The organism is Caballeronia sp. INML2 (genome assembly GCF_023631365.1).
In the GTDB taxonomy this organism is placed as follows: Bacteria; Pseudomonadota; Gammaproteobacteria; order Burkholderiales; family Burkholderiaceae; genus Caballeronia; species Caballeronia turbans.
In genome coordinates this window covers 122944-148629 of the sequence record NZ_JALQDH010000048.1, presented here as the reverse complement: position 1 = coordinate 148629, position 25686 = coordinate 122944, and the positions used below count along the sequence as shown (strand labels likewise).

General features: G+C 65.6%; 22 protein-coding genes. 11 read left to right on the top strand and 11 right to left on the bottom strand.

Annotation, left to right across the window (positions count from 1 at the left end):
• Positions 1 to 55 precede the first annotated feature (55 nt).
• A complete protein-coding gene (locus NCT32_RS17740; protein WP_061115752.1) occupies positions 56 to 454 on the top strand; it encodes a GFA family protein in 399 nt (132 codons plus the stop codon).
• Between the two features lie 8 nt (positions 455 to 462).
• Here the strand turns inward: NCT32_RS17740 and NCT32_RS17735 are convergent, their stop codons facing one another.
• On the bottom strand, positions 463 to 1473 hold the full coding sequence (locus NCT32_RS17735; RefSeq protein ID WP_061115753.1) for a zinc-binding alcohol dehydrogenase family protein: 1011 nt from the start codon (positions 1471 to 1473) through the stop codon (positions 463 to 465).
• A gap of 183 nt (positions 1474 to 1656) precedes the next feature.
• Here NCT32_RS17735 and NCT32_RS17730 point away from each other — a divergent pair, with 183 nt between their 5' ends.
• Positions 1657 to 2487: an NAD-dependent protein deacetylase gene (locus NCT32_RS17730; protein ID WP_061115754.1), complete on the top strand. Its 831-nt coding sequence runs from the start codon at positions 1657 to 1659 to the stop codon at positions 2485 to 2487.
• Between the two features lie 3 nt (positions 2488 to 2490).
• Here NCT32_RS17730 and NCT32_RS17725 read toward each other — a convergent pair whose 3' ends face one another.
• Positions 2491 to 3747 carry an aminotransferase class V-fold PLP-dependent enzyme gene (locus tag NCT32_RS17725; protein ID WP_061115755.1) on the bottom strand — a complete coding sequence of 419 codons (1257 nt, stop codon included), beginning with the start codon at positions 3745 to 3747 and terminating at the stop codon, positions 2491 to 2493.
• 257 nt (positions 3748 to 4004) lie between these two features.
• Between NCT32_RS17725 and NCT32_RS17720 the strand changes: the two genes are divergently transcribed.
• Positions 4005 to 5699 (top strand): methyl-accepting chemotaxis protein, encoded by a 1695-nt coding sequence (locus NCT32_RS17720; RefSeq protein ID WP_061115756.1) that lies wholly within the window; start codon positions 4005 to 4007, stop codon positions 5697 to 5699.
• Between the two features lie 7 nt (positions 5700 to 5706).
• Here NCT32_RS17720 and NCT32_RS17715 read toward each other — a convergent pair whose 3' ends face one another.
• The 5 genes from NCT32_RS17715 to NCT32_RS17695 all read right to left on the bottom strand — a co-directional run bounded on the left by NCT32_RS17715 (position 5707) and on the right by NCT32_RS17695 (position 8988).
• A complete protein-coding gene (locus NCT32_RS17715; RefSeq protein ID WP_061116066.1) occupies positions 5707 to 6702 on the bottom strand; it encodes an MDR family oxidoreductase in 996 nt (331 codons plus the stop codon).
• A gap of 59 nt (positions 6703 to 6761) precedes the next feature.
• Positions 6762 to 7199, bottom strand: coding sequence for a PRC-barrel domain-containing protein (locus tag NCT32_RS17710; protein ID WP_061115757.1), 438 nt, complete (start codon positions 7197 to 7199; stop codon positions 6762 to 6764).
• Positions 7200 to 7377: 178 nt separating this feature from the next.
• Positions 7378 to 7593, bottom strand: a complete 216-nt coding sequence (locus NCT32_RS17705; protein ID WP_061115758.1) for a DUF2945 domain-containing protein — start codon at positions 7591 to 7593, stop codon at positions 7378 to 7380.
• A gap of 56 nt (positions 7594 to 7649) precedes the next feature.
• Positions 7650 to 8072 (bottom strand): DUF1810 domain-containing protein, encoded by a 423-nt coding sequence (locus tag NCT32_RS17700; RefSeq protein ID WP_061115759.1) that lies wholly within the window; start codon positions 8070 to 8072, stop codon positions 7650 to 7652.
• 10 nt (positions 8073 to 8082) lie between these two features.
• Entirely contained in the window at positions 8083 to 8988 is a 906-nt protein-coding gene (locus NCT32_RS17695; RefSeq protein WP_061115760.1) for an aldo/keto reductase, read from the bottom strand.
• 261 nt (positions 8989 to 9249) lie between these two features.
• Between NCT32_RS17695 and NCT32_RS17690 the strand changes: the two genes are divergently transcribed.
• Positions 9250 to 10488: a glycosyltransferase family 9 protein gene (locus NCT32_RS17690; RefSeq protein ID WP_250477426.1), complete on the top strand. Its 1239-nt coding sequence runs from the start codon at positions 9250 to 9252 to the stop codon at positions 10486 to 10488.
• Here NCT32_RS17690 and NCT32_RS17685 read toward each other — a convergent pair.
• The 3 genes from NCT32_RS17685 to NCT32_RS17675 are packed head-to-tail and all read right to left on the bottom strand — an operon-like array spanning position 10448 to position 13827.
• On the bottom strand, positions 10448 to 12217 hold the full coding sequence (locus NCT32_RS17685; RefSeq protein WP_061115762.1) for a chloride channel protein: 1770 nt from the start codon (positions 12215 to 12217) through the stop codon (positions 10448 to 10450). The genes NCT32_RS17690 and NCT32_RS17685 overlap by 41 nt on opposite strands.
• A gap of 19 nt (positions 12218 to 12236) precedes the next feature.
• Positions 12237 to 12647 carry a MarR family winged helix-turn-helix transcriptional regulator gene (locus NCT32_RS17680; RefSeq protein WP_061115763.1) on the bottom strand — a complete coding sequence of 137 codons (411 nt, stop codon included), beginning with the start codon at positions 12645 to 12647 and terminating at the stop codon, positions 12237 to 12239.
• Positions 12648 to 12672: 25 nt separating this feature from the next.
• Positions 12673 to 13827, bottom strand: a complete 1155-nt coding sequence (locus NCT32_RS17675; protein ID WP_061115764.1) for an HPP family protein — start codon at positions 13825 to 13827, stop codon at positions 12673 to 12675.
• A gap of 200 nt (positions 13828 to 14027) precedes the next feature.
• Here NCT32_RS17675 and NCT32_RS17670 point away from each other — a divergent pair, with 200 nt between their 5' ends.
• Complete coding sequence (locus NCT32_RS17670; protein ID WP_086960618.1) at positions 14028 to 15899, top strand: DUF3857 and transglutaminase domain-containing protein; 1872 nt, start codon at positions 14028 to 14030, stop codon at positions 15897 to 15899.
• Positions 15900 to 15902: 3 nt separating this feature from the next.
• On the opposite strand, the gene NCT32_RS17665 is transcribed toward NCT32_RS17670, so the two are convergent.
• A complete protein-coding gene (locus NCT32_RS17665; protein WP_250490461.1) occupies positions 15903 to 17849 on the bottom strand; it encodes an SUMF1/EgtB/PvdO family nonheme iron enzyme in 1947 nt (648 codons plus the stop codon).
• A gap of 316 nt (positions 17850 to 18165) precedes the next feature.
• Between NCT32_RS17665 and NCT32_RS17660 the strand changes: the two genes are divergently transcribed.
• From NCT32_RS17660 to NCT32_RS17635, 6 genes are all read left to right on the top strand, one after another.
• Positions 18166 to 18606, top strand: coding sequence for a DUF4399 domain-containing protein (locus NCT32_RS17660; RefSeq protein ID WP_061115766.1), 441 nt, complete (start codon positions 18166 to 18168; stop codon positions 18604 to 18606).
• A gap of 27 nt (positions 18607 to 18633) precedes the next feature.
• Positions 18634 to 19092: a DUF4399 domain-containing protein gene (locus NCT32_RS17655; protein WP_061116068.1), complete on the top strand. Its 459-nt coding sequence runs from the start codon at positions 18634 to 18636 to the stop codon at positions 19090 to 19092.
• 340 nt (positions 19093 to 19432) lie between these two features.
• Positions 19433 to 19732 carry a hypothetical protein gene (locus NCT32_RS17650; RefSeq protein ID WP_061116069.1) on the top strand — a complete coding sequence of 100 codons (300 nt, stop codon included), beginning with the start codon at positions 19433 to 19435 and terminating at the stop codon, positions 19730 to 19732.
• Between the two features lie 317 nt (positions 19733 to 20049).
• Positions 20050 to 21498 (top strand): efflux transporter outer membrane subunit, encoded by a 1449-nt coding sequence (locus tag NCT32_RS17645; protein WP_250490460.1) that lies wholly within the window; start codon positions 20050 to 20052, stop codon positions 21496 to 21498.
• 249 nt (positions 21499 to 21747) lie between these two features.
• Positions 21748 to 24273: an FHA domain-containing protein gene (locus NCT32_RS17640; RefSeq protein WP_061116071.1), complete on the top strand. Its 2526-nt coding sequence runs from the start codon at positions 21748 to 21750 to the stop codon at positions 24271 to 24273.
• Positions 24251 to 25624, top strand: a complete 1374-nt coding sequence (locus tag NCT32_RS17635; protein ID WP_061115767.1) for an HlyD family efflux transporter periplasmic adaptor subunit — start codon at positions 24251 to 24253, stop codon at positions 25622 to 25624. The genes NCT32_RS17640 and NCT32_RS17635 overlap by 23 nt, the downstream gene beginning before the upstream one ends.
• Positions 25625 to 25686 lie beyond the last annotated feature (62 nt).

Genomic DNA, 25686 nt, shown 5'->3' with positions numbered 1-25686 from the left:
GTCGAAGCGCGCCCGATCGATCGCGGGCGTGCGTCGATTGCGGGAGCAACGACGGATGAACTCTCGGCCGATTCACGAAGGCGGATGCGCATGCGGCGCCGTGCGCGTGCGTGTCGCGGGCGAGCCGAAGGAAGTGAATCTGTGCCACTGCATGACCTGCCGGCGCATTCACGGCGCGCCGTTCGGCGTCTATGCGATCTTTGCGCGCGACGCGTTTCAGGTGTCGGGCGACACGGTGGCGTGGGAGAGTTCGACCACAGGCAAGCGGCACCATTGCCCGACGTGCGGGTCGCCGGTCTATCTGGCGTTCGACGGTGTCGACGAAATCGAAGTGCCGACCGGCATCTTCGACGAAACCGGTCTCTATCCGCCGCAATACGAAATCTGGTGCAAGAGCGCGGAGCCCTGGCACGACGCGCAGGGACGGCCGCGTTTTGCGCGCGGCGCGCCCTGATCAAACCATCAGCATTCGACGATCGCCTTCACGACGCCCGCCTTCGGATCGAGCAGCGACGAGAAGCGCTCGGGCACGTCGCTCAGCGTCAGTCGATGCGTGTTGAGCGCATCGGTCGGCACTTCGCCTTTGCGCATTGCCGCGAGCACGGTCTCGAAGTCCTCCGGCGTCGCGTTGCGGCTTGCGAGCAGCGTCGCCTCACGTTTGTGGAACTCGGGATCGGCGAACGAGATGCGATCCGGCACGATCGAGACCAGCACGTACTTTCCGCCGTGCGCGATGAACTCGAAGCCGCGTTCCATCGCGCGCGAGTTGCCGGTCGCATCGAAGACGACATCGAAAAATTCGCCATTCGTGAGCGCCGACAGAGCTTGCTTGTCCTGCTCGCCGATCTGCACGGTGGCATCCACTTTCAGTTCCCGCTTGCAGAACGCGAGGCGGTCTTCGCGCGTGTCGAGCGCGGTGACGTTCGCGCCGCGCAGGCGCGAGAACGTGATGGCCGCCATGCCGATCGGCCCTGTGCCGACGACCAGCACGCGCTGGCCCGGCGTCACGTCCGCGCGACGCACGGCGTGCGCGCCGATCGCGAGGAATTCGACCATCGCGGCCTGATCGAGCGTGACGCCCTCGGCCTTATGCACGAACTGTGCGGGCAAATTCAGGTATTCGGTGAACGCGCCATCGCGATGCACGCCGAGCACCTGGATGTTCACGCAGCAATTGGTCTTGCCCTGACGGCACGCGATACATTCGCCGCACGAGAGATAGGGCATCACGTAGACCGTGTCGCCCGCCTTCAGGCCGCTCGCCGGATCCGCTTCCTCGATCACGCCGGACAACTCGTGGCCCATCACACGCGGATACGACAGATAAGGCTGATTGCCGGTGAAGATGTGCAGGTCCGTGCCGCACACGCCGACGCGCTTCACGCGCAACAGCACTTCGTTCTCGCCGCGCTGCGGCTTCTCGCGCTGTTCGGCTTTCAGGGTTCCGGGCGTTTCGCAAATGACGGTCAGCATGCTTTGTCTCGTGATGTCGTTGGAGTGGGGCGTTCGACAATCTAACGATGCCGGTCGATTTGGTCAAGCCAATTTCATTAATGCGAAAGTGGTAAGGCCAGAATCGCGGCCAGCGGCGGGCGCGGTTTCGCCTTATATTTTCATCACAGCGAACCCCGCAAAAACACGTAAAAAGGACTGCACGTGCAGCAGCTTCATGAATTTGTCGAGCGGCATCCGCGGCTTTTCGTGCTGTCGGGCGCGGGCATCAGCACGGAGTCGGGCATTCCGTGCTATCGCGACCGCGAAGGCCAGCGCACGGGCCGCGCGCCGATCCTGCTGAAGGATTTTCTCGGCTCGGACTACGCGCGGCGCCGCTATTGGGCGCGCAGTCTCATCGGCTGGCCGATCGTGCAGAACGCACAGCCGAACGGCGCGCATCACGCGTTGCGGGCGCTCGAGGCGCGCTCGCGGGTGCATCGCCTCGTCACGCAGAACGTCGACGGGCTGCACACGCGCGCGGGCAATCCCGATGTGATCGAGCTCCACGGCAATATCGGGCGGGTGCGCTGCATCGATTGCGGCGAGCGACATACGCGCGCAGCGGTGCAGCGCATGCTCGAAACGGCGAATCCCGATTTCGTCGGTCATACGGCGCCCGCGGTGCCGGACGGCGACGCGCACATCGAGGATCTCGACTTCGCATCGTTCGACGTGCCCGGCTGCACGCGCTGCGGCGGCGTGCTCAAGCCCGACGTGGTGTTCTTCGGCGAGAGCGTGCCGCGCGCGCTCGTCCACGACGCGGCGCGCTCGCTGGAAGCCGCCGACGCGATGCTCGTCGTCGGCTCGTCGCTGATGGTGTACTCGGGCTACCGCTTTTGCGAGTGGGCCGCGAAGAGCGGCAAGCCGATCGCGGCGATCAACATCGGCAAGACGCGCGCCGATGCGCTCCTCGCGCTGAAAGTCGAAGCGCCGTGCTCGGAGGCGCTCGAACGCTTAATCGAGCGCCTCGACGCGCGGCCGGTGGCGGGCTAGCGGCTACTTCAGCTCGCGCGAGAGCGCTGCGATGCCTTCGAGCAGGCGCGCCGCGTCCGACATGCGCGTGAAGAGGGCAGGCGTCACGCGCACGACTTCGCCCGCATCCGGACCGGGGCGCGTCACCGTGAACACGCCGAAGCGCTCGCGCAGCGCCGCGACGATCGCATCGCAGCCCTCTTTCGTCGCGCGTCCGTGCAGGCGGAAAGCGGTGATGCCTGCGGTCATCGCGGGATCGTCGGGCGTCATGATCTGTACGCCGGGAAGTTCGCGCGCCGGCTTTGCCCAGGCATCGCGCAATGCACGCAGGCGCGCCTCCTTCGCCTTGGCCCCGATCGACAGATGCACGTCCAGCGCCGCCGGCAGCGTGAACCACGCGGCGAAGTTGGGCGAGCCGGTATGCACGCGCGCGCGGATATCGTCGGCGGGCCAGGTCCGGTCGCCCAGATACGGATCGATCGACGCGACGTGTCCACGGCGGATATAGATCGCGCCGCAGCCGAGCGGCGCGCCGATCCACTTGTGCAGATTCAGCGCGGCGAAGGGCGCGTTCAGGTCCGGCACGTCGAAGTCGAGCTGCCCCCACGAATGCGCTGCATCGACGATCACGTCCGCGCCGGCTTCCTTCGCCATCGCCGATATGTCCGCGACCGGCAGGACGAGTCCCGTCGCGAAGCACACGTGCGAGAGCAGCACGAGCCGCGTGCGCGGGTGCGCGCTCAAGGCCCTGGCGTAGGTTTGCAGCACCGCCTCGCGCGTCGCCGGCTCGGGCATCGTGATGCGCACGGGCGTGACGCCGCGCCGCTCGCGCAGCCATTCCATCGCGTCCTTGCCGCAGGGATAGTCGAGATCGCTGTAAAGCACGGTGTCGCCAGGAGAGAGCCGGTTGTAGCCGCTGATGAGCGCGAGCAGCGCTTCGGTCGCGTTGCGTGTCAGCTCGATTTCCTCGACCGCGCATCCCATTTCCTTCGCGACGCGCTCGCGCAGACCCTGATACAGCGTCATCAGATGCGGGCGAATCAGCAGCGTCGTCTCGCGATTCACGCGTTCGGTCCAGTGATGGAACATCGCCTTGACCGGCTCGGTCATCGCTCCCCAGAAGCCGTTCTCCAGATTGATCAGCGCGTCCGACTGGCGCCACAAGGCGCGTACCGCGTCCCAGTAGTTTTCGTTCGTGGCGAGGCCGGTCGCCGGCGTGGGCGGGAGCGCCGCGAGCGCGGCTTCGAAATCGGGCGTGCGGTAGTCGAGGAGGTCGGGCATCGGAATCGGAAGTCGATGAGGGTGGAAAAAATTACTTGGCGTGATCATGCTTCATGGCACGGGCTTACCGCTGCGCCCGGACAAAATGCGGACTATTTGCATCTTTCGCCTTCAGAGCTCAAACCGGCGGGCCGTAATCAGCAGGAAGAGCGTCACGCGCCCGGTGCGGCGAAACGTCCGCTCGTGCGGGGCAGTCCGCGCGAAGCGCGCGCACGACGCCGTATGTCCCTTGAACGGACCCTGAGAGAACCTGAAACATGAACCTGAAGAACATCACGATCAAGAACAAGCTGGTTGCTGGATTCGGTATTCTGGCCGTATTGGTGGTGCTTGTGGCAGGCATGTCCCTGCGCGCGCTATCCGTCGCGTCAGACGGCTTCGCGCACTACGTGAACGGCATCAACGCGCGCGCCGACGTGGCCAGCCAGCTTCGCACCGCCGTCGACCGGCGCGCCATCGCCGCGCGCAATCTCGTGCTCGTCACGAAACCTTCCGATATCGATCTCGAGAAAGCCAACGTCACGCGTGCGCACGAGGACGTGCAGGCGCGCCTGAAGCAACTGAACGACATGATCGCCGCCGCGACCGATACCAGCGAAAAGGCGAAGAGCCTCGTCGCCGAGATGGGACGCGTGGAGACCCTGTACGGGCCGGTCGCGACGAATATCGCCGGACTTGCGCTCGCGGGCAAGCGCGACGAGGCGATCCAAAAAATGGACGACGAATGCCGCCCGCTGCTCGCGCAACTGGTCAAGGCCACCGACGATTACGCGACCTACACCGCCGCGCGCCGCGAGGACATCGTGCGCGCTGACGCGGCCAGCTATCGGATGCAACGCAACGTGCTGATCGCGCTCTGCGCGGCCGCGGCGCTCTTCGCGGTCGGTGCGGGCATCGCGATCACGCGCTCGATCACGACGCCGATCGGCAAAGCGGTCGGCATCGCGCAGACGGTGGCGCGCGGCGATCTGACGAGCCATATCGTCGCCGATGCGAAGGACGAAACCGGCGACCTGTTGCGCGCGCTCGCGACGATGAACGCGCGCCTCACCGAAACCGTGGGCCGCGTGCGCGAAGGCAGCGGCGCGGTCGGCGGCGCGGCGAAGGAGCTCGCGACCGGCAACACCGATCTGAGCCAGCGCACCGAAGAGCAGGCCGCTTCCTTGCAGGAGACGGCGGCGAGCATGGAAGAGCTCACGTCGACGGTGCGCCAGAACGCCGCGAACGCGCAGCAGGCGAGTTCGCTCGCGTCGAATGCATCGGATATCGCGAGGAAAGGCAGCGATGTCGTCGGCCGCGTGGTTGCGACGATGAACGGCATCAGCGACAGCTCCGACAAGATCGCGGAGATCACGGGCATCATCGAAGGCATCGCATTTCAGACGAACATTCTCGCGCTCAACGCGGCGGTCGAAGCGGCGCGGGCAGGCGAGCAGGGCCGGGGCTTCGCGGTCGTCGCAAGCGAAGTGCGCAGTCTCGCGCAGCGCTCGTCGACGGCGGCGAAGGAGATCAAGGAACTGATCGCGGCCTCCACGGACAAGGTGCGCGACGGTTCCGTGCTGGCGGGCGAAGCAGGCACGACGATGACCGAGGTGACGCAGGCCGTCGCGCGCGTGACGGACATCATGCAGGAGATCGCGGCGGCTTCGGCGGAGCAGGGACGCGGCATCGAGCAGGTGAATCTTGCCATCACGCAGATGGACGAAGTCACGCAGCAGAACGCGGCGCTGGTGGAAGAAGCGGCCGCGGCGGCATCGTCGCTCGAAGAACAGGGACGCAGGCTCAACGAAGCGGTCGCGTTCTTCACGGTGGACGCGCCGGCATCGACGTTCACGCGCTCTGAGACGCACGTGGCCCGCGCGCCGGTTGCGAAGTCCGCACCTCGCGTTGCCCGGGTCGCTCAGATTGCGGTCGCGAAGCCGGCGACCACCGACGGCTGGAGCACCTTCTGACGCCGGTTCAGGCGTTCACATCGACGATGACGCGGCCCTTCACTTCGCCGCGCAGCAAGCGCGCGGCGACATCGGGCGCATCCGCGAGCGCGACGGTGGTCGCGACGCTTTCGATGGTCGCGACCGGCACTTCGTCGGCGATCGCCTTCCACGCCGCGACGCGCCGCTCGCGCGGCACGTAGACACTGTCCACGCCCAGCAAGGCGACGCCGCGCAGGATGAACGGCGCGACGGACGCCGGCAGATCCATGCCTTGCGCGAGCCCGCACGCGGCAACCGCGCCGCCGTAGCGCAAGCTCGCGCAGACGTTCGCGAGCGTATGACTGCCGACGCAATCGACGGCCGCCGCCCAGCGTTCCTTCTGCAGCGGCTTGCCCGGGTCCGAAAGCGTCGCGCGCTCGACGATATCCGCCGCGCCCAGCTCGCGCAGCCGCGCGGCTTCCTCGGGGCGGCCGGTCGACGCGATCACGCGAAAGCCGCGCTTGGCCAGAATCGCGACGGCGAAGCTGCCGACGCCGCCGTTCGCGCCCGTCACGAGCACGTCGCCGTCTTTCGGGCCGATGCCATGTTTTTCGAGTGCCTGCACGCACAGCATCGCGGTATAGCCCGCGGTGCCGACGGCCATCGCCTGGCGCGTCGTGATGTTCGCGGGCAGCGCGATCAGATGGTCGCCCGGCACGCGCGCCTTCTGCGCGAGCCCGCCCCAATGCGTTTCGCCCGCGCCCCAGCCGTTCATCACGACCTTGTCACCGGGCTCGTAATCCGGATGCGAACTCGCCTCGACGACGCCCGCGAAGTCGATGCCCGGCACCATCGGCCACATGCGCACGACCGGCGCCCGGCCGGTGATCGCGAGGCCGTCCTTGTAGTTCAACGTGGAGAAGTCGATGCGCACGAGCACGTCGCCGCCGTCGCCGGACAAAGCCAGGCGCGATTCGTCGATCGACTGAATGGACGCGACCGTGCGGTCGTCCTGTTTGTCGAGCATGAGGGCTTTGAACATCGTCGGATTCCGGAGGAGGTTGAGCGAAAGAGGCGGCGCGCGGCCGCCTCCCGGCAAGCTTAATGATGCTCGAATTCCGCGCGCGGCTTCGGCGTCGCCTTCACCTTGTTGTACTGGAACTCGGGCAGCGCCTTGATCGCGTCCTTGGTCGCGCCCGCGAGCACGAACTGGCCGTTTTTGACGTCGAGTTGATCGATGGGAATCGCGACGTCGTGGCGCGCCACGCCGAGGAACTTGTTCGCGGCGATGATCGCGAACGAAACGGATTTGTCCGGCGCGACGATGATGTCATTGATCACGCCGACGCGTTGTCCCTGATCGTTGACGACGGGTTTGTTGAGGACGGATTTCTTGATGCTCCAGCCATCGATGATGGCCGTCGAGACCTCGACCGATACGCCGAGCGGTTGCGTGCCCGCGACTTGGGCGAAGGATGCCGTGGAAGTCAGGCCGAGTGCCGACGATGCAACGAGCAGTGCCACGAGTTTCGATTTCATTGTTTCGATTCCTCAAAGGATTAGGAAAGCCGTCAATGGAAATGCGCGATTCAAGCTTCCGGCGCGGTAGAAGTTTGAACGTTAATCGTGGATTATGCAGGAACGGTGTCAGCTTGCGCCGCGCGCACTGCAATAGTGCGAACGTGCGGCGCGTGCTGCCGCGGGATTTGAAACGGAATCAATGCAATAGCCGCGTGAGCGCGTCGGCCCTGTGCACGGCGCGCTTGCCGCTCTTGTCGCTTTCGACTTCGAAGTGCGGATCCTCGCGCGACGCGTTGACGGTATGGCCGTCGAGCGTCGTGCGCTCGGTGACGATGCGCACGATATGCCCCGTCGTTTCGCCTTGCGGCGTGTTCCAGCGGACGTGATCGTGCAGCTTGAAAGACTTGCGCATGGCGCTTGGCTCCTGAAGGAACGTGGACGTTTCAGAAGGCGCAACCGCCATGCCCGTCATCGCAGGCGTGCGAGCGTGGCTTCGTCGTCCTGGCCGCCGAAATAGCGGCGCAGCGCTTCCTGAAAGACCCCGGGGTCGTCGGCCGTGTGCGCGAAAAGGGTCATCGACGAATGAAATTTCATGTCGTCCGGATAGCCGAAGATGTCGCCGACGCTGCGCCCCTGCACGCCGCCGACGATGCGCGTCAGCTCGACGAGCCGCGCGCCCAGCACGGGATGCGCGAGATACGCCCGGGCTTCGTCGCGCGACGAGATCGCATAGCGCTGCGCCATCGCGCTGTGCCCGAGGCCGGCGATCTGCGGAAACACGAACCACATCCAGTGCGTGCGCTTGCGGCCGGCCGAGAGTTCGGCGCGCACGTCGTCGATGACGCTCTCCTGCGCGTCGACGAAACGCTGAAGGTCGTAGGGATCGCTCATGGTTCTCTCCTTAAGGGAGCGCGTCGGCGATGCGCTGTCTCATCGCCGCGTCGGGATAAATGCCCATGCCCGCGCGCGCGTTGTCGATCATGTATTCGCGCCGTCCCGTGCCGGGAATGACGCAGGTCACGGCGGCGTTGCCCAGCACGAATTTGAGCAGAAGCTGTGCCCACGACGCGCAGCCGAGTTCCTGTGCGAACGCGGGCAAGGGCCGGTTGCGCAGGCTCGCGAGCAGCGACCCGCCGCCGAACGGCTGATTGACGATCACCGCGACGCCGCGCTCGGCGGCGAGCGGCAGGAGGCGCGCTTCGGCGTCGCGGTCGTTGGCGGCGTAGTTGATCTGCATGAAATCGACGCGCTCCGAGCGCAGCACGGCCTCGACTTGGGCAAATGCGCTCGACGTGTAATGCGTGATGCCGATGTAGCGGATCTTGCCCGCGGCTTTCCAGTCGCGCAGAGTGGCGAGATGCGTGCGCCAGTCGAGCAGGTTGTGAATCTGCATGAGATCGATGCGATCGGTCCGCCAGAGGCGCATCGACTGCTCCATCTGCGCGATGCCGGCCTCGCGTCCGTCGGTCCAGACCTTGGTGGCGATGAACGCCTTGTCGCGCGCGTGCGACTCGGCGAGCAGCGCGCCCGCGACGGCTTCGGAGGAGCCGTACATCGGCGATGAATCGATGACCGAGCCGCCCGCGGCGAAAAGCGCGCCCAGCACGTCGGCGAGCTCGCGGCGACGGGTTGCGTCGTTGCCTGCGTCGAAGGTGCGCCAGGTGCCGCAGCCGACGATGGGCAAGGGCTCGCCGGTTGCGGGGATCGGGCGCTTGTTCATGGGTTGGACGGGCGGTTTGGCTGCAAGGGCGGTTTGTGCGGCGAGCGCGGCGGCGGTGAGGCAGAGGAAATCTCGGCGGGTGGTCATGGGCGGTGAGCGCGGGTTGTGCGATTCGGCTGGGGGAAAAGGCATGTCGCGAATTCCTGCTCGATGACGGTCCGTTCGATTCTTTCGCCGTGAGGAACGCACGATGACGCAAGTTCGTTCCTGCTTTCAGGCCGTTGCGTCTACGTTTGAAGCTATGCTTTTTTGCGTTTCGGACGTTTCGAGGAATTAGCATACCTCGCTCTCGCCAGCGATCTCAGTCCACAATAATCCGCCATGACCCGCCGAAACGATCTGCAAAACATGCAGCCCCTGGAACTGATTCGCACGCTGCGTCTGGCTGGCCGCGCCGCCGAAGCCCGCGCCCTTTGCGCGCAGTTGTCCGCCTGCGACGATCCCGGCTGCGTGATCGCCCAGCTTGGAATCGATTTGAGCTATCTCGGCATGTATGCCGACGCCGAAACGCAACTGAAACGCGCATTAGCGAACGAGTCGCTCTCTTACGTCGATCGCTATATTGTGATCGACGAGTTGTGCGGCGTGCAATTCATCCTCGGCAAGTTTCACGAAGCGCACGAGGGATACCGCGCGCTGCGCGGGCGTGAGTATGCCCAAGCCTTTCACCGTCTGATTATCGGAGATGATCCCGTCTGGCAGGGCGTAGGGGCTGACGATTTCCTCAGCATGGAAGAACCTGTCGCGGGCAAACGGATATTCATTTGCGGGGAGGGCGGTTTCGGCGACTTCGTGCATTTCTCGCGCTACATCGATCTCCTTCTTCGGGACGGGGCGCGTGCGGTCGTCGTGGAGCACATCCCGGCATGGGAAGGCATTTTTCGCCAGAGCGACGACGTGACATTGTCGAAGGCGACAGCCGAGCAGCGCGCGATCGAAATCGAGCGCTGCGATCGCATCACCTTCGGCTTCAGTCTTTACGCGCGATATCAGCGCTCGCCGTACTTTCCTGCGGAGAATCCCGGGGCGCGCATTGCCATCGATCCAGCCAGGGTGTTGTCCGACGAGGCGAGCGCGCAGTTGAGCGTCGAAACGACGCTCCCGAAAATCGGCCTGATCTGGAAAAGCGCGAGCGGCGTGCGTCACGAGCCGTATCGCTCGATTCCGCTGGAGCGCCTCGAATCTGTGCTAACAAGCGGCACCTGTCGTCTCTATTCGCTGCAGGTAGGCGAGATCAGCGAAGAAGAGCGCGCCGTCATGAACCGCCACGGCGTGACCGACATGGCGCCGCATCTCTCGACCTTCGGCGACACCGCTCGCGTGCTCGAAAAGCTGGATCTGCTCATCACCATCGACACGGGCACGGCGCATCTCGCTGGCGCGCTGAATCGCCCCGTCTGGGTGCTGCTGCCGCAGGCATGCGATCCACGCTGGCTCGACTGCCAGCGCTTTACGCCGTGGTATCCGTCGATGCGCCTCTATCGTCAGACCGAGCTCGGCAACTGGGCCCAGCCGCTCGCGGACATGCAGGCCGACCTCGCCGCGCTCAGTGCTTCCGTAGCGCCGTCGTCCGCCGAAAGCCCCTGAAACGCTCGCGCCGATGTTCCTCGTCGAAGTGCGCGCGCGCGGGCTTGACGAGATCGCTGCGCGAAACGATGCCGACGAGCCGCAGCGACTGCTCGTCCGCGACCACCGGAAGGCGCTCCAGTTCATGCACGGCGAGGCGCGTCGCGGCGAGCCGGCACGGCTCACCCGGCAGCGCGAACACGGGCGCGCCACGCTGAAGCTGCTCCAACGCCTCGCCGATGCCCACACTCGCCTGCCCATCCGTCAGCGTCCCGAGCGCCGCCCGATCGAGCATCCCGACGAGCGCGCCGTCTTGCACGACCGGATATGCGCGATGCACCTGATGCGGTCCGAAGTGCTTCGCGAGCACGTCGCTCAAAGGCGTGGCGGCATCGACCGTCAGCACGTCGCGCGTCATGACTTCCTCGACGTGATGACGCTCCAGCGGATCCACGCCGTATTCCCGATAGATGTGATACCCGCGCCGCGCGATCTTCTCGGTCATGATCGAGCGCTTCATCGCGACCGTCGCGAAGCCGTGCGCGACGAGCGTCGCGGCGAGCAGCGGCAACAGCGCGTTCGCATCGTGGGTGAGGCCGAACGCGAAGACGATCGCGGTGAGCGGCGCGCCGAGTGTCGCGCCGAGCGTCGCGGCCATGCACACGAGCGGCCAGAGCGCGGCGTCATGGCCCGGAAGGATCGCGCCGAGCACGGTGCCTAAGCCTGCGCCGAGCATCAGGAGCGGCGCGAGCACGCCGCCCGAGGTCCCCGAGGCGAGCGCGATGACCCAGCTGATCGCCTTCACGGCGAGGATCGACAGCGCCACCTGAATCGCGATGTGCTGATGCAGCAAGTCGCCGATCACGTCATAGCCGACGCCGAGCGCGCGCGGCTCGATGTACCCGCCGATGCCGACGAACACCGCGCCGATCGCAGGCCACCACATCCAGTGGATCGGCAGCTTGCCGAATACGTCTTCGAGCTTGTAGAGCGCCGCCGACAGCCCCGATGCCAGCGCGCCCGACAGCAGCCCGGCCACGAGGCACGAAAGCAGCGAGATCATCTGCGGCGGCTGCGTGTCGAGCGGAAAGAGCGCGCCCGTGCCGAACACCGCGGCGCGCGCGAAACCCGCGACGGCGCAAGCGAGCGCGACCGGCAAAAAGCTGCGCGGACGCCACTCGAAGAGCAGCAGTTCGACCGCGAGCAGCACCGCCGCGACCGGCGTGCCGAACACGGCGGTCATGCCCGCCGCCGCGCCCGCGACGAGCAGCGTCTTGCGCTCGGCGGCCGTCACGTCGAAACATTGCGCGATCAGCGACCCGAGCGCGCCGCCCGTCATGATGATCGGGCCTTCCGCGCCGAACGGCCCGCCGCTGCCGATCACGATGCCCGACGACAACGGCTTCAGAATCGCCACCTTGGGCGACATGCGGCTTTTGCCGAACAGAATCGCTTCGATGGCTTCGGGAATGCCATGGCCGCGAATCTTCTCCGAGCCGAAGCGAGCCATCATCCCGACGATCAGGCCGCCGATCACCGGAATCGCGATTACCCAGGGCCCGAGCGTGTTGAGCGCGGGCGAGCGGTCCGCGATCGAGAACGTGCCGAAGAAAAACAGGTTCGTGAAGAGATGGATGAGCCCGAGGAGCAGGACGGCCGCGAGCGTGGCGATCCCGCCGATGACCGCGGCGAGCCCGCAGATTTTCAGCAGCCGGTCGTTGACCGAAAAGTCGCGTTTGTGATGGTCCATGATCAGCGCTCCAGGATATTCAAAGATCGATGCGCGGCACGCGGAACGCGCCTTCGAGCGACTTCAGCTCCGCGCGATGCAGCGCGGCGAGCCGTTCGAGCACGTCTTCGCCGCGCGCTTCGAGATGCACCCGCACCTGACGGCGATCCTCGTCGCTCGGCGCGCGGCGCACGAGCCCGGCCGCCTCGCAGCGCGTGACGAGCGCCACCACGCCGTGATGATGCGATTGCAGCCGCTCGGCGAGTTCGCCCACCGTCGCCCAGTCGCGGCCCGGATAGCCCTTGATGTGCAGGAGCAGCAGATACTGCAGCGGCGTGATGCCTTCGTCCTGCGCGGCGCGCTCGGAGAAGCGTTCGAAGCGGCGCATCTGATAGCGGAATTCGGACAACTGCTCGAAGTCCGGCTTGTTGAGGTTGCGCGGGGTTGTCATCGGATTCCAGTCAGCGCGGGGCGGTTCAGGCGCTTTTGCGCTCGCCCGCGAACGATTGTCGATAGAGGCCGGAGATCAGGTCGGTCTCGGTGATCATGCCCGCAAGCTGATCGTGCGCGCCGACCACCGGTACGTGGTGGTGCCCGAAGTGCGCGAACATCGGCACCAGCTCGGCGATCGCAGTGTGCGTCTTCACCGTGCAGACGTCCGTCGTCATCAGCGAGGCGACGAGCGGCGGTGTCGTCGACGGGCCGCGCATGACCCGCTCGATCGCGCGCCTCATGCCCTCGACGATGCCGCCGCCGCGCACCGGCGCGAGATCCGCGCGCGTGACGATGCCGCATACGCGGCGCGTCGCGTCGATCACCGGCAGTGCCTTGACGTGATGTTTGTCGATGAGCGCGAGCGCCGCCTGTGCGCTCGTATCGGGCGTCACCGACACGACCGCGCGCGACATGATGTCCGCGCACGTGAACTCGGTAAAACGGCGCGCATAGGCCTGCAACTGCGTCTCGCGAAGAAGCGCTTCGAGATCGTCCGGATCGACATCGAGCATTTCGCTGCGGCGCGAAAGCACGGCTTCGAGATCGGCGCGCGTGAACGAGGCGGCGTCGGGCGGCGCGTTCGCGGGTTGCGGCGCGGCGTGCCCGTGCGGATAGCGATGGCCCGTCAGCGCATGAAACACGATCGCCGACGACAGCAGCGCCGCCGACTGGATCGCCACCGGCGCGACCACGAATCCGAAGCCGAGCGCATGAATCGACGGTCCGCCGAGCACCGCGGTCAGTGCGACCGCGCCCGAAGGCGGATGCACGCAGCGCAGCGCGAACATCGCGCAGATCGCGAGACAGACGGCGAGCGCGGCGGCGTCGATCGGATCGTGCACGAGCATCGCGCAGGCGACGCCGACCGTCGCCGACACGATGTTGCCGCCGATGATCGACCACGGCTGCGCAAGCGGACTCGCCGGCACGGCGAAGAGCAGCACGGCGGAGGCACCCATGGGCGCGATGAGATAGGGAGTGGCCGAGGCATCGCCGATCAGGAGATGCGCGAGCCCGCCCGTCAGCGCAATGCCGATCAGCGCGCCCAGACCGGCGCGCAGCCGCTCGGTCCAGCGCAGCGTGACGGGCGCGGGAAGAAAGCCATGCAGCCAGCGAAGCAATGCGATACGCGACACTTTTTTCAGCGTTCCGGGAAAGTCAGTGGAGGGTCACACTGGCCGGCCGGGTCGATGGCGCGAAAGCAAGCGTGCGACGAACGCAAAATTATATCGCAATATGATACAAATTGTCGCGCGTCGTGGTGCGTCGCGGCTGAACGGACGCGCGCGTCCTCCTGTACGATCACTTATCTCCCGCAGGTCGCGGACACTTCTACATGGCTCGTCGCTTCATTTCCGGTCTGGCGTGCGTCATCGTCGGCGCGTGCACGTGGTCGTGCGCGGCCGCCGCAACGGACGACGATCCGTCGACCCTCGTCAGCGACGTTCACGAGTTCGTCGTCGCCGCCGATGGCTCGCTGACCGAAGACGACACCGCCGTGCTGCGCGCGAATACGTCGGCGGGCGTCGACGAGATCGCGCAGCGTTACGTCTGGTACGACAGGAGCGTGTCGAAGGTGGATATCGTCGAGGCGTATTCCGTCGATGCGAACGGCGCGCGCCACGACGTCTCGCCCGGGCAGATCCGCGATATTCAGGAGCCGCGCTCGGCGGGCGCGCCCACGTTTCAGGACGCGAAACTGCGCGCGGTGATCTTCCCGGCGGTGGGCATCGGCTCGACGGTGCATTTGCGCGCCCGCAAGAGCCAGGCGGCGGCGGTGATTCCCGGGCAGTTCAACTATTACGTCGATCCGGGGCAACGGCCCGTGTTGCAGCAGCGGCTCGTCTTCGATCTGCCGGCGGACAAGCCGCTTTTCGCCGATGCGCGCGGCTATGTCGCCGAGCCGCCCGTCACGGAAAACGGCCGCACGCGTCATGCGTTCACGTATCGGCGCGAGCGTATCGCGCGCATCGAAAGCGGCTCGGTGGGTTATGCCCAGTACGGCGACCGCCTGATGGTCACGACCTTCCCCGATTACGCGAGCTTCGCGAAGCGCTATCGGGAAGCGGCCGCGGACCCGGGAACGGACGATCCCGCCATCCGCGCACTCGCGCAATCGCTCACGCAGAACGACACCGACGACCGCGCGAAAGCCAGAACGCTCTACGACTGGGTGCGCCACACGATCCGCTACGTCGCGATGTTCATCGGCCAGAGTCCCGCCGTGCCGCATCGCGTGACCGAAGTGCTCGCGAACCGCTACGGCGATTGCAAGGATCACGTCGCGCTCTACGGTGCGCTGCTCGATGCCGTCGGCATTCGCAACGAGCCCGCGCTGATCGGCCTCGGCTCGGTCTATACGCTGCCGTCGGTGCCGGGCTACGGTTCGGGCGCGATCAATCACATCGTCACGTGGCTGCCGGATCTGAACACGTATGCGGACAGCACCGCGTCGAGCGTCGAGTTCGGCTTTCTGCCGCTCGCGGACATGGATCGCCCCGCGCTGCTCGTGAACACCGGCGTGCTCGCCCGCACGCCCGCGACCCAGCCGCTCGCGCGCACGGCGCGGCTGCAGATCGAGGTCGCGCCGCAAGGCGAGGCGAGCTTCGCGTACTGGGTGGAAGATTCGGGATGGAGCGCGGAGATCGAGCGGATGAACCTGCGGCTCGCGAACGCGCAGCGGCGCGACCAGATCGCGGCGGACCGGCTGCGCTACACGAACCTGCGCGGCGCGGGCGCCCTGACGACGAGCGATGTCGATGCAACCGGCGGCCCATTCGCGACGACCTTGCGCGGCACGCTCGACGATGTCGTCTGGCCGACCGGCACGACGGCGTTGCCCGCGCTCACGAGCCTGTCGGGCGGCATCGCGACGGCGACGCGCAACTGGCTCGCCGAGCGCACGCGCACGCAGCCGTATCTGTGCATCGGCGGCACGTTCGACGAGGTCTCGCAGATCACGCTGCCGAAAACGATGCGCGTCGCCGAGGTGCCCGTCGATCAGGATCTGACGAGCGATTTCTTCCGCTACCGCTCGCGCTATCTTTTCGATCCGTCGACCAACGTCGTCCAGATTTCGCGCACGCTGGAAGCACGCTTCGGCAAGCAGGTCTGCACGCCCGACGAATTCCGGGCGGCGCTTCCCGCGCTGAAGACAATCGAGCGGGATGCGCAGGCGCAGATCATCGTCAAGGCAGCCGGCCGGTGAAGCTCACTCCATGTCCCGCGCGACGCGAAAGCCGTTCTGCGACTGCCGCACGCTCGAACTGTATTTGAAGCGCGTCGCCGACTGCATGTAGGGCGCGCCTTCGCGCCACGAGCCGCCGCGAATCACGCGCACGGAGCAAGACGGATCGTCCCAGGCGCGGCCATCGACGGGCGCGTTCCTGTACGAGCTATGCCAGCAATCGGCGACCCATTCCCAGACGCTGCCGTTCATGTCGTACAGGCCATAGGGATTCGCCGCGAACGATCCGACGGGCGTCGGCGCATCGGGTTTGTACGGGTCGCCGCAATCCTTGCAGTCGGCCGTGCCCTTCTTCATCTGATCGCCCCACCAGTACGTGGATTGCGTGCCGCCGCGCGCGGCGTATTCCCATTCCGCTTCCGTCGGCAGGCGATACGGCTTGCCGCCCACCTTGCTCAGCCATTTGACGTAGACCTGCGCGTCGTCCCAGCTCACGTTGCGCATCGGCGCGTTGCCGGGCGGCGGTGTCGCCGACTCGCCCTCCGCCGCCACGCGCGTGCACGCGCCCGCATCGGCGCAGGCGTTCCATTGCTCGACCGTGACTTCGTATTTACCGATGGCGAACGCCCGCCCGATCGACACCCGATGCGGCGGCTTCTCGGCCGGATCATCGTTGTTGCTGCCCATCGTGAAGCTGCCGGACGAAAGCGGAATCAGGATGGGGCATGCCGGGCAATCCTTGATCTCGCCGCCGCTCGCCGTCTTCGCCGCAGGCTTCGTGGTGATGGCGGCGGGCGGCGCGGTCACAGCGGCGGCGGGCGCGGCCGGCGGGCTCGGGCGAGGCTTTTCCGGCGCGGCCGCGGTCGCCGGCGCGGATGGCGGAGGCTTCGGCGTCGGGGCGGCGGGCGTCGCCGTCGCCGCCGGGGGCGCCGCTGGCGACGATGCCGCTGGTTTAGCGTTGCCCGCCGCGCGCAGACGCTCGATGCGCGCCTTGGCGAGCGTGGCGAAACGCCCGTTCGGATATGCCTTCAGATACGCCTCGTAATCGCCCGGATAGGTGCTGTCCTTGATCGATTCCCAGAACGTCAGTTCGTACTGCTCGTTGCTGTCCTTAGGAAGGATGCCGCGCGTGCGCACGGCATTGGCGGAATCGGCGGGAAAGATGGCGTTCGCGTCCGCGATGCGCGCGTTCACCGATGCCTCCGCGATCGGAAAGCCCGCATCGAGCGTCGACGCGATCCACGGCCGCTGCCCGCCGCGCGATGCCTGCGTGACATCGGACGCAGCCGCCGCGAACGTCGACGACGTTACCGGTGAACGCGTGCCCAGCGCGCGCAAGAGCGCCGCGGTATAGCGTCCGTTGCGCTCGCCTTCTATCGCGGCATCGCCGGGCGCGGCGGCATAAGCGACGAGCGTGCGCGGCGGCAGCGTCCACGTCCGCGCGTTCGCTTTCTCGAAAGGATCGGTGAGGCACATGTCGAGCACGACGATGTTCGCCGCGCCCGGGCGCACGCGCGTCATGCGCTCGACGATTTCTTTCGCGGAGAGCGCATCCCGCACGAGCGTCGCGGGACGGCGCTCGCGTGCGCCGAGCGGCACGAGCAACGCGTCGCCGCCCGCGTGAAGTCCGTGGCCGGCGAAATAGACGAGCGCCGTATCGTTCGGGCCAAGGTGCGCGGCGAAGGCATCGAGTGCCTCGCGCATTGCCGCTTCATCGAGGTTCGTGCGGTGCGTGACGTGAAAGCCGAGGGCGCCGAGCGCTTTGCTTATGTCATCGGCATCGTGCGATGCGCTCGCGAGCGGATGGTCGACATAGTCTGCATTGCCGATCACGAGCGCGAGATGCCTGGGCGCGTGCGCGGTCGTCGCGGTAGAAGGAGAAGACAGCGCTGCGACAGACGCCGCGCTCGCTGGTGCGGGGGCGAGGCCGATCGTCAGCAGCACGCCCGCGATAAGAAGAGTTCGCCACATATTCACACCCTGTCCGTCCGGCTTTGAGTGGAGGGCATCGTGCTGCATTCGGGCCCGATGCCGAGGCTCTGCGTCCAGCACTACCAACGATAGCACGCACTCACGCGCCGCTTAATCCCCTGAAGGGAGGTATCCGTCATGAGGGCTGAAGGACACCCCTGTGTACGTATCTTTTTTAAACGTTACGTCCTAATCTAAAAGCCAACGACGGTGCATCACGCAACCCGCATCACGCTCCGGGCACGAGCGTTCGCACGTGCAAGGAACGTTTTCCCTGGCCCATCCGCGAGGCCTTTCAACGAGAGGCGTGCATAACATGCTGAGAAGAACCGTGCTTGGCGCGCTGGCTTCCCTGGCCGCACTGGCCGCCGATTCGTCGTTCTCCGCCGCCGCGCGTGCGCGCACGCCCGCTCCGCCGAACGCCGAGGCGTACATCATCTGGCCGCCGGACGGCGCCGTGATTTCGGGCGGCAAGCTCTGGGTGCGCATGGGCTTGCGCAACATGGGCATCTGTCCGAAGGGCGTCGATCTTCCGAACGTGGGGCATCACCATCTGCTGGTCGATGCGGATCTGCCGCCGCTCGATCAGGAGATACCGTCCGACCGCAACCATCTGCATTACGGCGCGGGCGAAACCGATGCGCGCCTCGAACTGCCGCCGGGCAAGCACACCCTGCAGTTGCTGATGGGCGACTACAACCACATTCCGCATGATCCGCCGGTGTATTCGAAGAAGATCACGATCACCGTGAAATGAGCTGTGCACTTGCCGAGGGCACATGACATGAAAAAACGATCCGCTGACGCACTCGCGCTCGCGCGTTCGCTCCTCGTTGCGGCCGCGCTGGCGACGGCGATCGCCGCGCCTTGCGCGTTCGCCGGGCCGACGCCCGCGCCCGCCAACGCCTATGCGTACATCGGCTATCCGAACGACGGGCAGACCTTGCCCGCGGGCAAGCCCTTCAAGGTCTGGTTCGGGCTGCGCTTCATGGGTGTCGCGCCGCGCGGCGTGAAGTTTCCGAACACGGGGCATCATCATTTGCTGATCGATGTCGACTTGCCGCCGATGGATCAGGAGATTCCATCGGATCGCAATCACCTGCACTACGGCGCCGGCGAAACCGAAACGATGCTCGAACTGCCGCCGGGCAAGCACACGATTCAGCTTCTGATGGGCGATGACAAGCACATACCGCATAACCCGCCTGTCTATTCCAAGAAGATCACGATCTACGTCAAATGAGTTCGGGCGCCGAGTGAGGCACTGAGCGGCGCCTTTCCCGATTTCTTTTATCGACTTCGATTCCGCGCGCTGTATGGCGGAGGGAAACGCTCGTGAGTGCAATCCGTAGGGGTGTCGCTTGACAACCGACAGTGCAATAGCGAAGTGTTGGGGGAACAGCACCACGAAGGCGCGGATGCCGGCGCAGCATCGAATGATCGAAGCCTTGCACAGCAACGCACACGGCGAAAAGCAGCCGACGCCCGATGTAATTGGCACACCCTATGCATTACATGGTCGCGAGCAGACAAGTTGCTCGAAGCCACCACCGAAACGCGCGACGCGCACCCAAGGAGCGGAAATGAAGACGCTGATCATCAAGGACCTTCCCGTCACCGAAGAACTGGACAGCCGCGCGATGTCCGCGGTGCGCGGCGGCTATGCGACCCTGTTCCCCGGTTATATCTCGATGAACGGGGCGACGCTCTCGATGCCGTTCAACCCGCAGCAGATCATCAACCAGACGCAGACCACGTTCAACCAGAACGGCAGCAACATCGCGTTCGCCGAGGCGCTGAAGTCGCAATCGACGGTCGCGCCGACGCAGGACGCGAAGAACATCGCCAACGTCAACTTCGGTGTGGCGGGCAACCTCGCGTGAGGCGAACGCCGCGAGGAATGAACCGGATGCCGGTGCGGTAAGCATTCATGCAGTCATGCAGTCGGCAGTAAAAGCGGGGCACGGGGAGCTCTGCTGTAACACCGCCCGCGACATCGGGCGCTGCGGTTCGGCCGGGGTCGCATCCCGCCGGACCGCGTCACGAAGCGCGACGTGCCACAGAGCACGCGCGCGCCACGTGACTTAACCCGTATGGAGTCCCGGCGCGCCGTGTGATTTACTTGAAGGACCGAACGGCCGGCGCCGCGCTTCTCACCCATCAAACTGACCGTCGGTGCGCGTTCACCGGGAGCGAGATCGTGCGAGCCTTGTTGCCATCGTTGCGCGTGACCATCAGGCGCGAGTGGGCCGTGCTGCCAGGGCTGATTGCCGCTGTGTTGCTGTCCGGCTGTATCGACTTGAAGGTGCCGACTTATCAGCGGCCCGACACACCCGAGAAAACCGCCTTCACGAAGATCGACGCAGCGAAGGTCGCCGCGGCCGACACGATACAGCTCGACTGGTGGAAGCAGTTTCACGATCCGACTCTGGACGCGCTGGTGGAGAAGGCCATCAACGGCAACTTCGATATCAAGGTGCTGGCCGCACGCATCCAGGTGGCAGGCGCGCAGATCGGCGAGGCGCGTGCGGGCGCGTTGCCGTCGATGGATCTCGGCGCGGGCGCGAGCTTCGAAAAGACGACCGGCCAGCCGTTCTCGAAACAGTACAACCTCGCGACGCAGGTGAGTTGGGACATCGACATCTGGGGCTCGGTCCAGAAGGGCGTGCAGGCGCAGAAAGCCGAATTTCGCGCAACCGAAGCGGACTGGCGCGCGGGCTATCTCGAACTCGTCGCGCTCGTATCGACGACATACTTCCAGATACTCCAGTTCGACGATCAGATCGAGCAGCAGAAGCAGACCATCGCAACGAACCAGCAGATCCTGACGATCTTCGAAGGCATGCAGAAGAACGGCCTCGTGCCGAAGACGCAGGTGCTCACGCAGCGTGCGGAACTGAATCGTCTGACGCGCGAGTTGCTGGAACTGCGCCGCTCGCGCGACCTCGCGAATAACGCGCTCTCGACGCTGATCGGCGTGCCCGCGGGCGAGTTCAGAATGCCCGACGGCAAGCTCCAAAAGCGCGTGCAGATTCCCCCGGTGCCGGGCGGACTGCCGTCGCAGTTGCTCGCGCGCCGTCCCGATCTCATCGCGGCCGAATATCGCGTGCTCGAAGCCTACGACCTCGTCGGGCAGGCGAAGCTCGCGCAACTGCCGACCATCAACCTGACCGGGCGTGGCGGCACGGCGAGCTTTCAGTTGACCGATCTGTTGAAGATGTTCACGTTGAGCTTCGTGCCGAGCATCAATATCCCGATTCTCGATCCGTCGGTGCGCGCGCACGTGAAGACGACCGAAGCGCAGACGACGGTCGCGGAACAGCAATATCGCAGCACGGTGATGAACGCCTTCGAGGAAGTGGAGAACGCGCTCGTCAATCTCGATTCGCACACGAAGCAGCGCGTCGAGTTGCAGCAGGAAGTCGATCAGTTGACGGTGGTCGCCGCGCAGATCGACGCGCAACTGAAAGAAGGCGTGATCTCGCAACTCCAGGTGTTCGAGACGGAGCGCACGCTCCTCGCGGCGCAACTCGCGCTGCTCGCGAACCATCAGCAGATTCTTTCCGACACCGTGACGCTCTATAAGGCGTTAGGCGGCGGCTGGCCGATGATCGATGTGCAAAGCGCAAGCAAGGACACGACGAAGTGAAGCGCTTCATTCATTGTCTCCTTCGCAATGATATGAATAACTAACGATCGTTCCAGGATGGCTCGCCATTTGCGTGACGAACCGGTGCCGCACGATTGACTACGACGATGCGTGACTTAAACTCTCAACAGCCGCCGGTGACGAATGACTTCCATGACGGCGCGGACCAACCTGTCCATGCGCCCGACGATGCCGGGCATTCCTCTGGCGCGTCGGCGGCAGCGGCTGGACGTACCTCGTGACATGGACATGGCTCAAGGCTTCTCCATAGCGGAACCACAGCCGGGCGTGGGCGAGGCATTCGACGTCATCCTGAAGCCCATGCCGGGTCCCGAGCTTGCCGGCGAGATGGCCGACAGGCTGACGGAAATCCGCATCGACGAAAATCTCTTTGCGATCGGCCGCGCCGAAGCGCCGTTCGACACGAGCCCGCCCGAAGCCGTCGCGCAACTCTCGCGGCGGCACGCGCGCATTTTCATCGAGCACGGGTTCGTCTATATCGCCGATCTGGCCAGCAAGAACGGCACCGCCGTGAATGGCACGCCCGTGCGCGACACGCCCGCGCGCGTGAGAAACGGCGACATCGTTTCGTTCGGCAGCCGGCTGTCGTATCGCGTGCAGTTCGCGCCGCGCACGCGGCGTGTGAACATGCCGAAGCCGATCGGCATCACGCTCACGCCGCAGCGCAACGATCTCGGTCTTCATCCCGTCGAGCTCGCCCAATTTCCGTTTCTCGTCAGCAAGACCGACGAGACCTTTTCGCGCTATCGCGAGCAGTATCCGCATCAGGTCAATTACGTGTCGCGGCGGCACGCGCATGTGTTCATCAAGGGCGGCGCGCCGTTCGTCGAGGATCTCGGCAGCACCAACGGCACCTTCGTGAATGGCGAGCGGCTCGGCGCGTCGGCGGTCGAGCTGAAGAACGGCGACACCGTCGCGTTCGGCGGCACGCACTTCGCGTACACGGTGCATCTGCACGGCGAAGAGGGCGAGTCGACGCTCACCGAAATGGTCGCACAGGCAGCGCAGACCCACGACGACGAGCTTGAGAGCGACAAGACGACCTTCGTCGGCTCGGCGCACTCGTTCCTCGATATCTTTTGCGTCGATCAGGCCGCCGCGCGCGAGGACGAAGTCAACGAGGAGGCGCAGCCGAAACCCGCAATCGAAAGCCGTCATGACACGCGCGCCGCAAAGAAGCGCAGCAAGTTCGCGCTCTTCGTGGCCGAACTGCATCGTGCGCTCGCAAGCGATGACCGACGCGCCGCGCGCCGCACGCGCATCATCATCGTGTGCGTGCTGGCCATGCTCGTCGCGGGCGGCACGGCGCTCTTCTATAGCGGCTCGCCCGAGCGTCACGCCAAATCGCTGATGTCGCACGGCGAGTTCGGCGAGGCGGCGACCGTCACGAACGACTATCTGAATACGCATCCGCAAGACGCGCAGTTCACGTCGATGAACACCGAGGCCGTGCTCAAGTCGAACGTGCCGCGCTGGCTCGCCGCGCTGAAAAAGGGCGATTTCGCGAGCGCGGACGCGATCATCGCGCAGATGCGAACGCTCGCCGCGCACAACGCCGATGTGCATTCGCTCGTCGACGAGCTCGAGTGGATCGGCAAGCTGGAGAGCTTCGTGATGAGCCGCGGCGGCGCCGAGGCGCCGATCCGCATGTACGCCGACGAGCCGCGCATCGGCGCGATCCTGAAGCACTGGGAAGCGGATGCGGCGGGCCATCAGCGCGATCTCGACCGCATCGCGGGCTACGTGCCGGAGTTTCGCGATCCGTATGCGCTCGCGCTGAGTCATCTGCGCAAGCTGCAAAGCGACGATTCCGTGTATCTCGCGGCCATCGACAGGCTCGATGCGAGCATCGTCAAGAGCCTCGGCCAGGACGATCCCGATGCGATCAACGCATCGCTGAAAGAATACGCGGACAAGTACCCGCGCCTCGCGGGCCTCGATCGCGTGCGCGCCGATCTCGATGCCTATACCGGCCTGCGGCGCGGTCTCGACGCCGCAAGCCTCGCGCCGCTCGCGGGATCGGTCAGCAAGACGAATTTCTCGACGCCGCCGTTCAAGGAGAAATTCAGGCAGATGAGCGCGAGCCAGCTGCCGCCACCCGATATGCTCACGCAATACGCGAGCGTCGCCGATGCGTGGAACCGCGGCCAGAGCGCGCAGGCGATCGACGGCCTGCAGAAGCTGCCGCAAGGTTCGTGGTCGCCGACCGTGCAAAAGGAGCTCGCCCACAAGAAGGCCGTGGCCGCCCAGTTTGCGGATTTACAGAAGGCGCGCGGGACGAAGGGCTATGAAGATGCGTTGCTGTCGTTCTACGAAACACTGGATCTCGATGCCGACCCGTTCTATGCGAAGGCGGTCGCGCCCGATGTCGCATCGCTGAAAGACAAGGCGACGGCGCGCGCGCAGGCCTTGATGACGCAGGCGCAGACGCTCTGGCAGCAGTATCGGACGAATGGCGGCATCGGCGGGTCCCAGCGGCTCGAATCGGGCGTGTCCGATACGTTCAGGACCCAGGCGCGGCTTTTGTCGGACGCAGAGGATGCGGCCACGCGCGGCATGCGCATCTTCAGGCAAGTGAAGGCGGACAGCGCGACGGCGAAGTGGACCGCGCTCGCCAATGAGATCGACACCGAGGCGGATTTGCAGCGGCGCTCGCTGCAGGATCTGCGCATGGTGCTCGAACCGGGACTTCTCAATACCAAGCTGAGTCTGATCGGCGGAGGCACGCGCAGTGAAGAGAGACACACACCTTAAGCCGTTGTCGGAGGCGCTCGGGGAACACGGCGCAGAAGGCATCGCGATACTCACGGCCGAGCCGCTCGGGCTCACGCAAGGGCTCGTCTTCGCGATGGTGGCGCTCGTCGCTTCGGCGCTCGTGTGGTCGTTCGTCGGCCATGCCGACGTGATGGTCAGCGCCCAGGGCACGCTCGCGCCGGAATCGGAAGTGCGGCGCTTCTATGCACCGATCGACGGCGAACTGGCCGACCTCTATATCGCCGAAGGGCAGCCGGTGCGCAAGGACGATGTCGTCGCGCGCCTGAACGCGCGTGGTGCAATCGAGGCGGCCAGCAACGCGCTCGAAGCGCAACTGAAGCTCGACGATGCCGAGCGCGAGTGGAAGCAGTTTCCCGAGAAAAAGCTGCTGATGGAGCGCAAGATCGCCGCGCTCAAGGACCAGATGGATGTGGAGGAGCATCAGCATCAGCAGCGTGTGGCGGAAGGCACGAGCAAGCTCGCGGAAGGCCAGAAGGCGCAGTTGCAGGAAGCGCGCAGCACGCTCGAAAACGCACGCCGCGCGCGCGATGCGGCCAAGGTGGAACTCGACCGCTTTCAACGTCTGCTCGCGCTGCCGGGCGGCGGGGGCGTGGCGGAGGCGCAGGTCGATGCGAAACGCAATGCGTATCTGGAAGCGGACGGTGCATATCGCGTGGAGCAATCGCGGCTCGCCGAACTCGATTTCCGCCTGAGCCACGATTTCACGCAGGCGAAGCGTCAACTGGAAACGAGCGGTCAGGAGGCGACGACTCTGCGGCTGCAGTACGAAGCCGCGATGCGCGAAGTCGCGAGCACGGAAGACAAGTTGCGTCTGCAACTACAGACGGCGCGGCTCGTCGCGGATGCGGCCGCGCGCATCAGGTTCGAGAACATCGACAAGGACAATTTTCTGCTGATTCTCGCGCCGGTGTCGGGCGTGGTCACCGACGTCACATCGACGCAGCCGGGCGACAAGATTCAGGCGAACACGCCGCTCGGCGGCATCGCGCCGGCGAATGCGAAGCCGGTGCTTAAGATCGAGATCGCCGAGCACGACCGCGCGTTCCTGCGCGAAGGGCAGCGCGTGAAGCTCAAGTTCAACGCGTTTCCCTATCAGCGCTATGGCGTGATCGACGGCACGCTCGCGTTCATCTCGCCCGCGACCAAGCCGAGCCCGTCGACCAAGCAACCCGTCTATGAAGGACGCGTGACGCTCGATCGCGATTTCTATCAGATCGCGGACACGAAGTATCCGCTGCGCTACGGCATGACGGCGACCGCGGAAATCGTAGTGCGCGAGCGGCGCCTGATCGACCTCGGGCTCGATCCATTCCGCAGTGTGGCGGGATAGGAATGGAGGGTTACACGAGCGCCGCAACGCGGACATGATGCGCAATTCAACATAGAACTGAA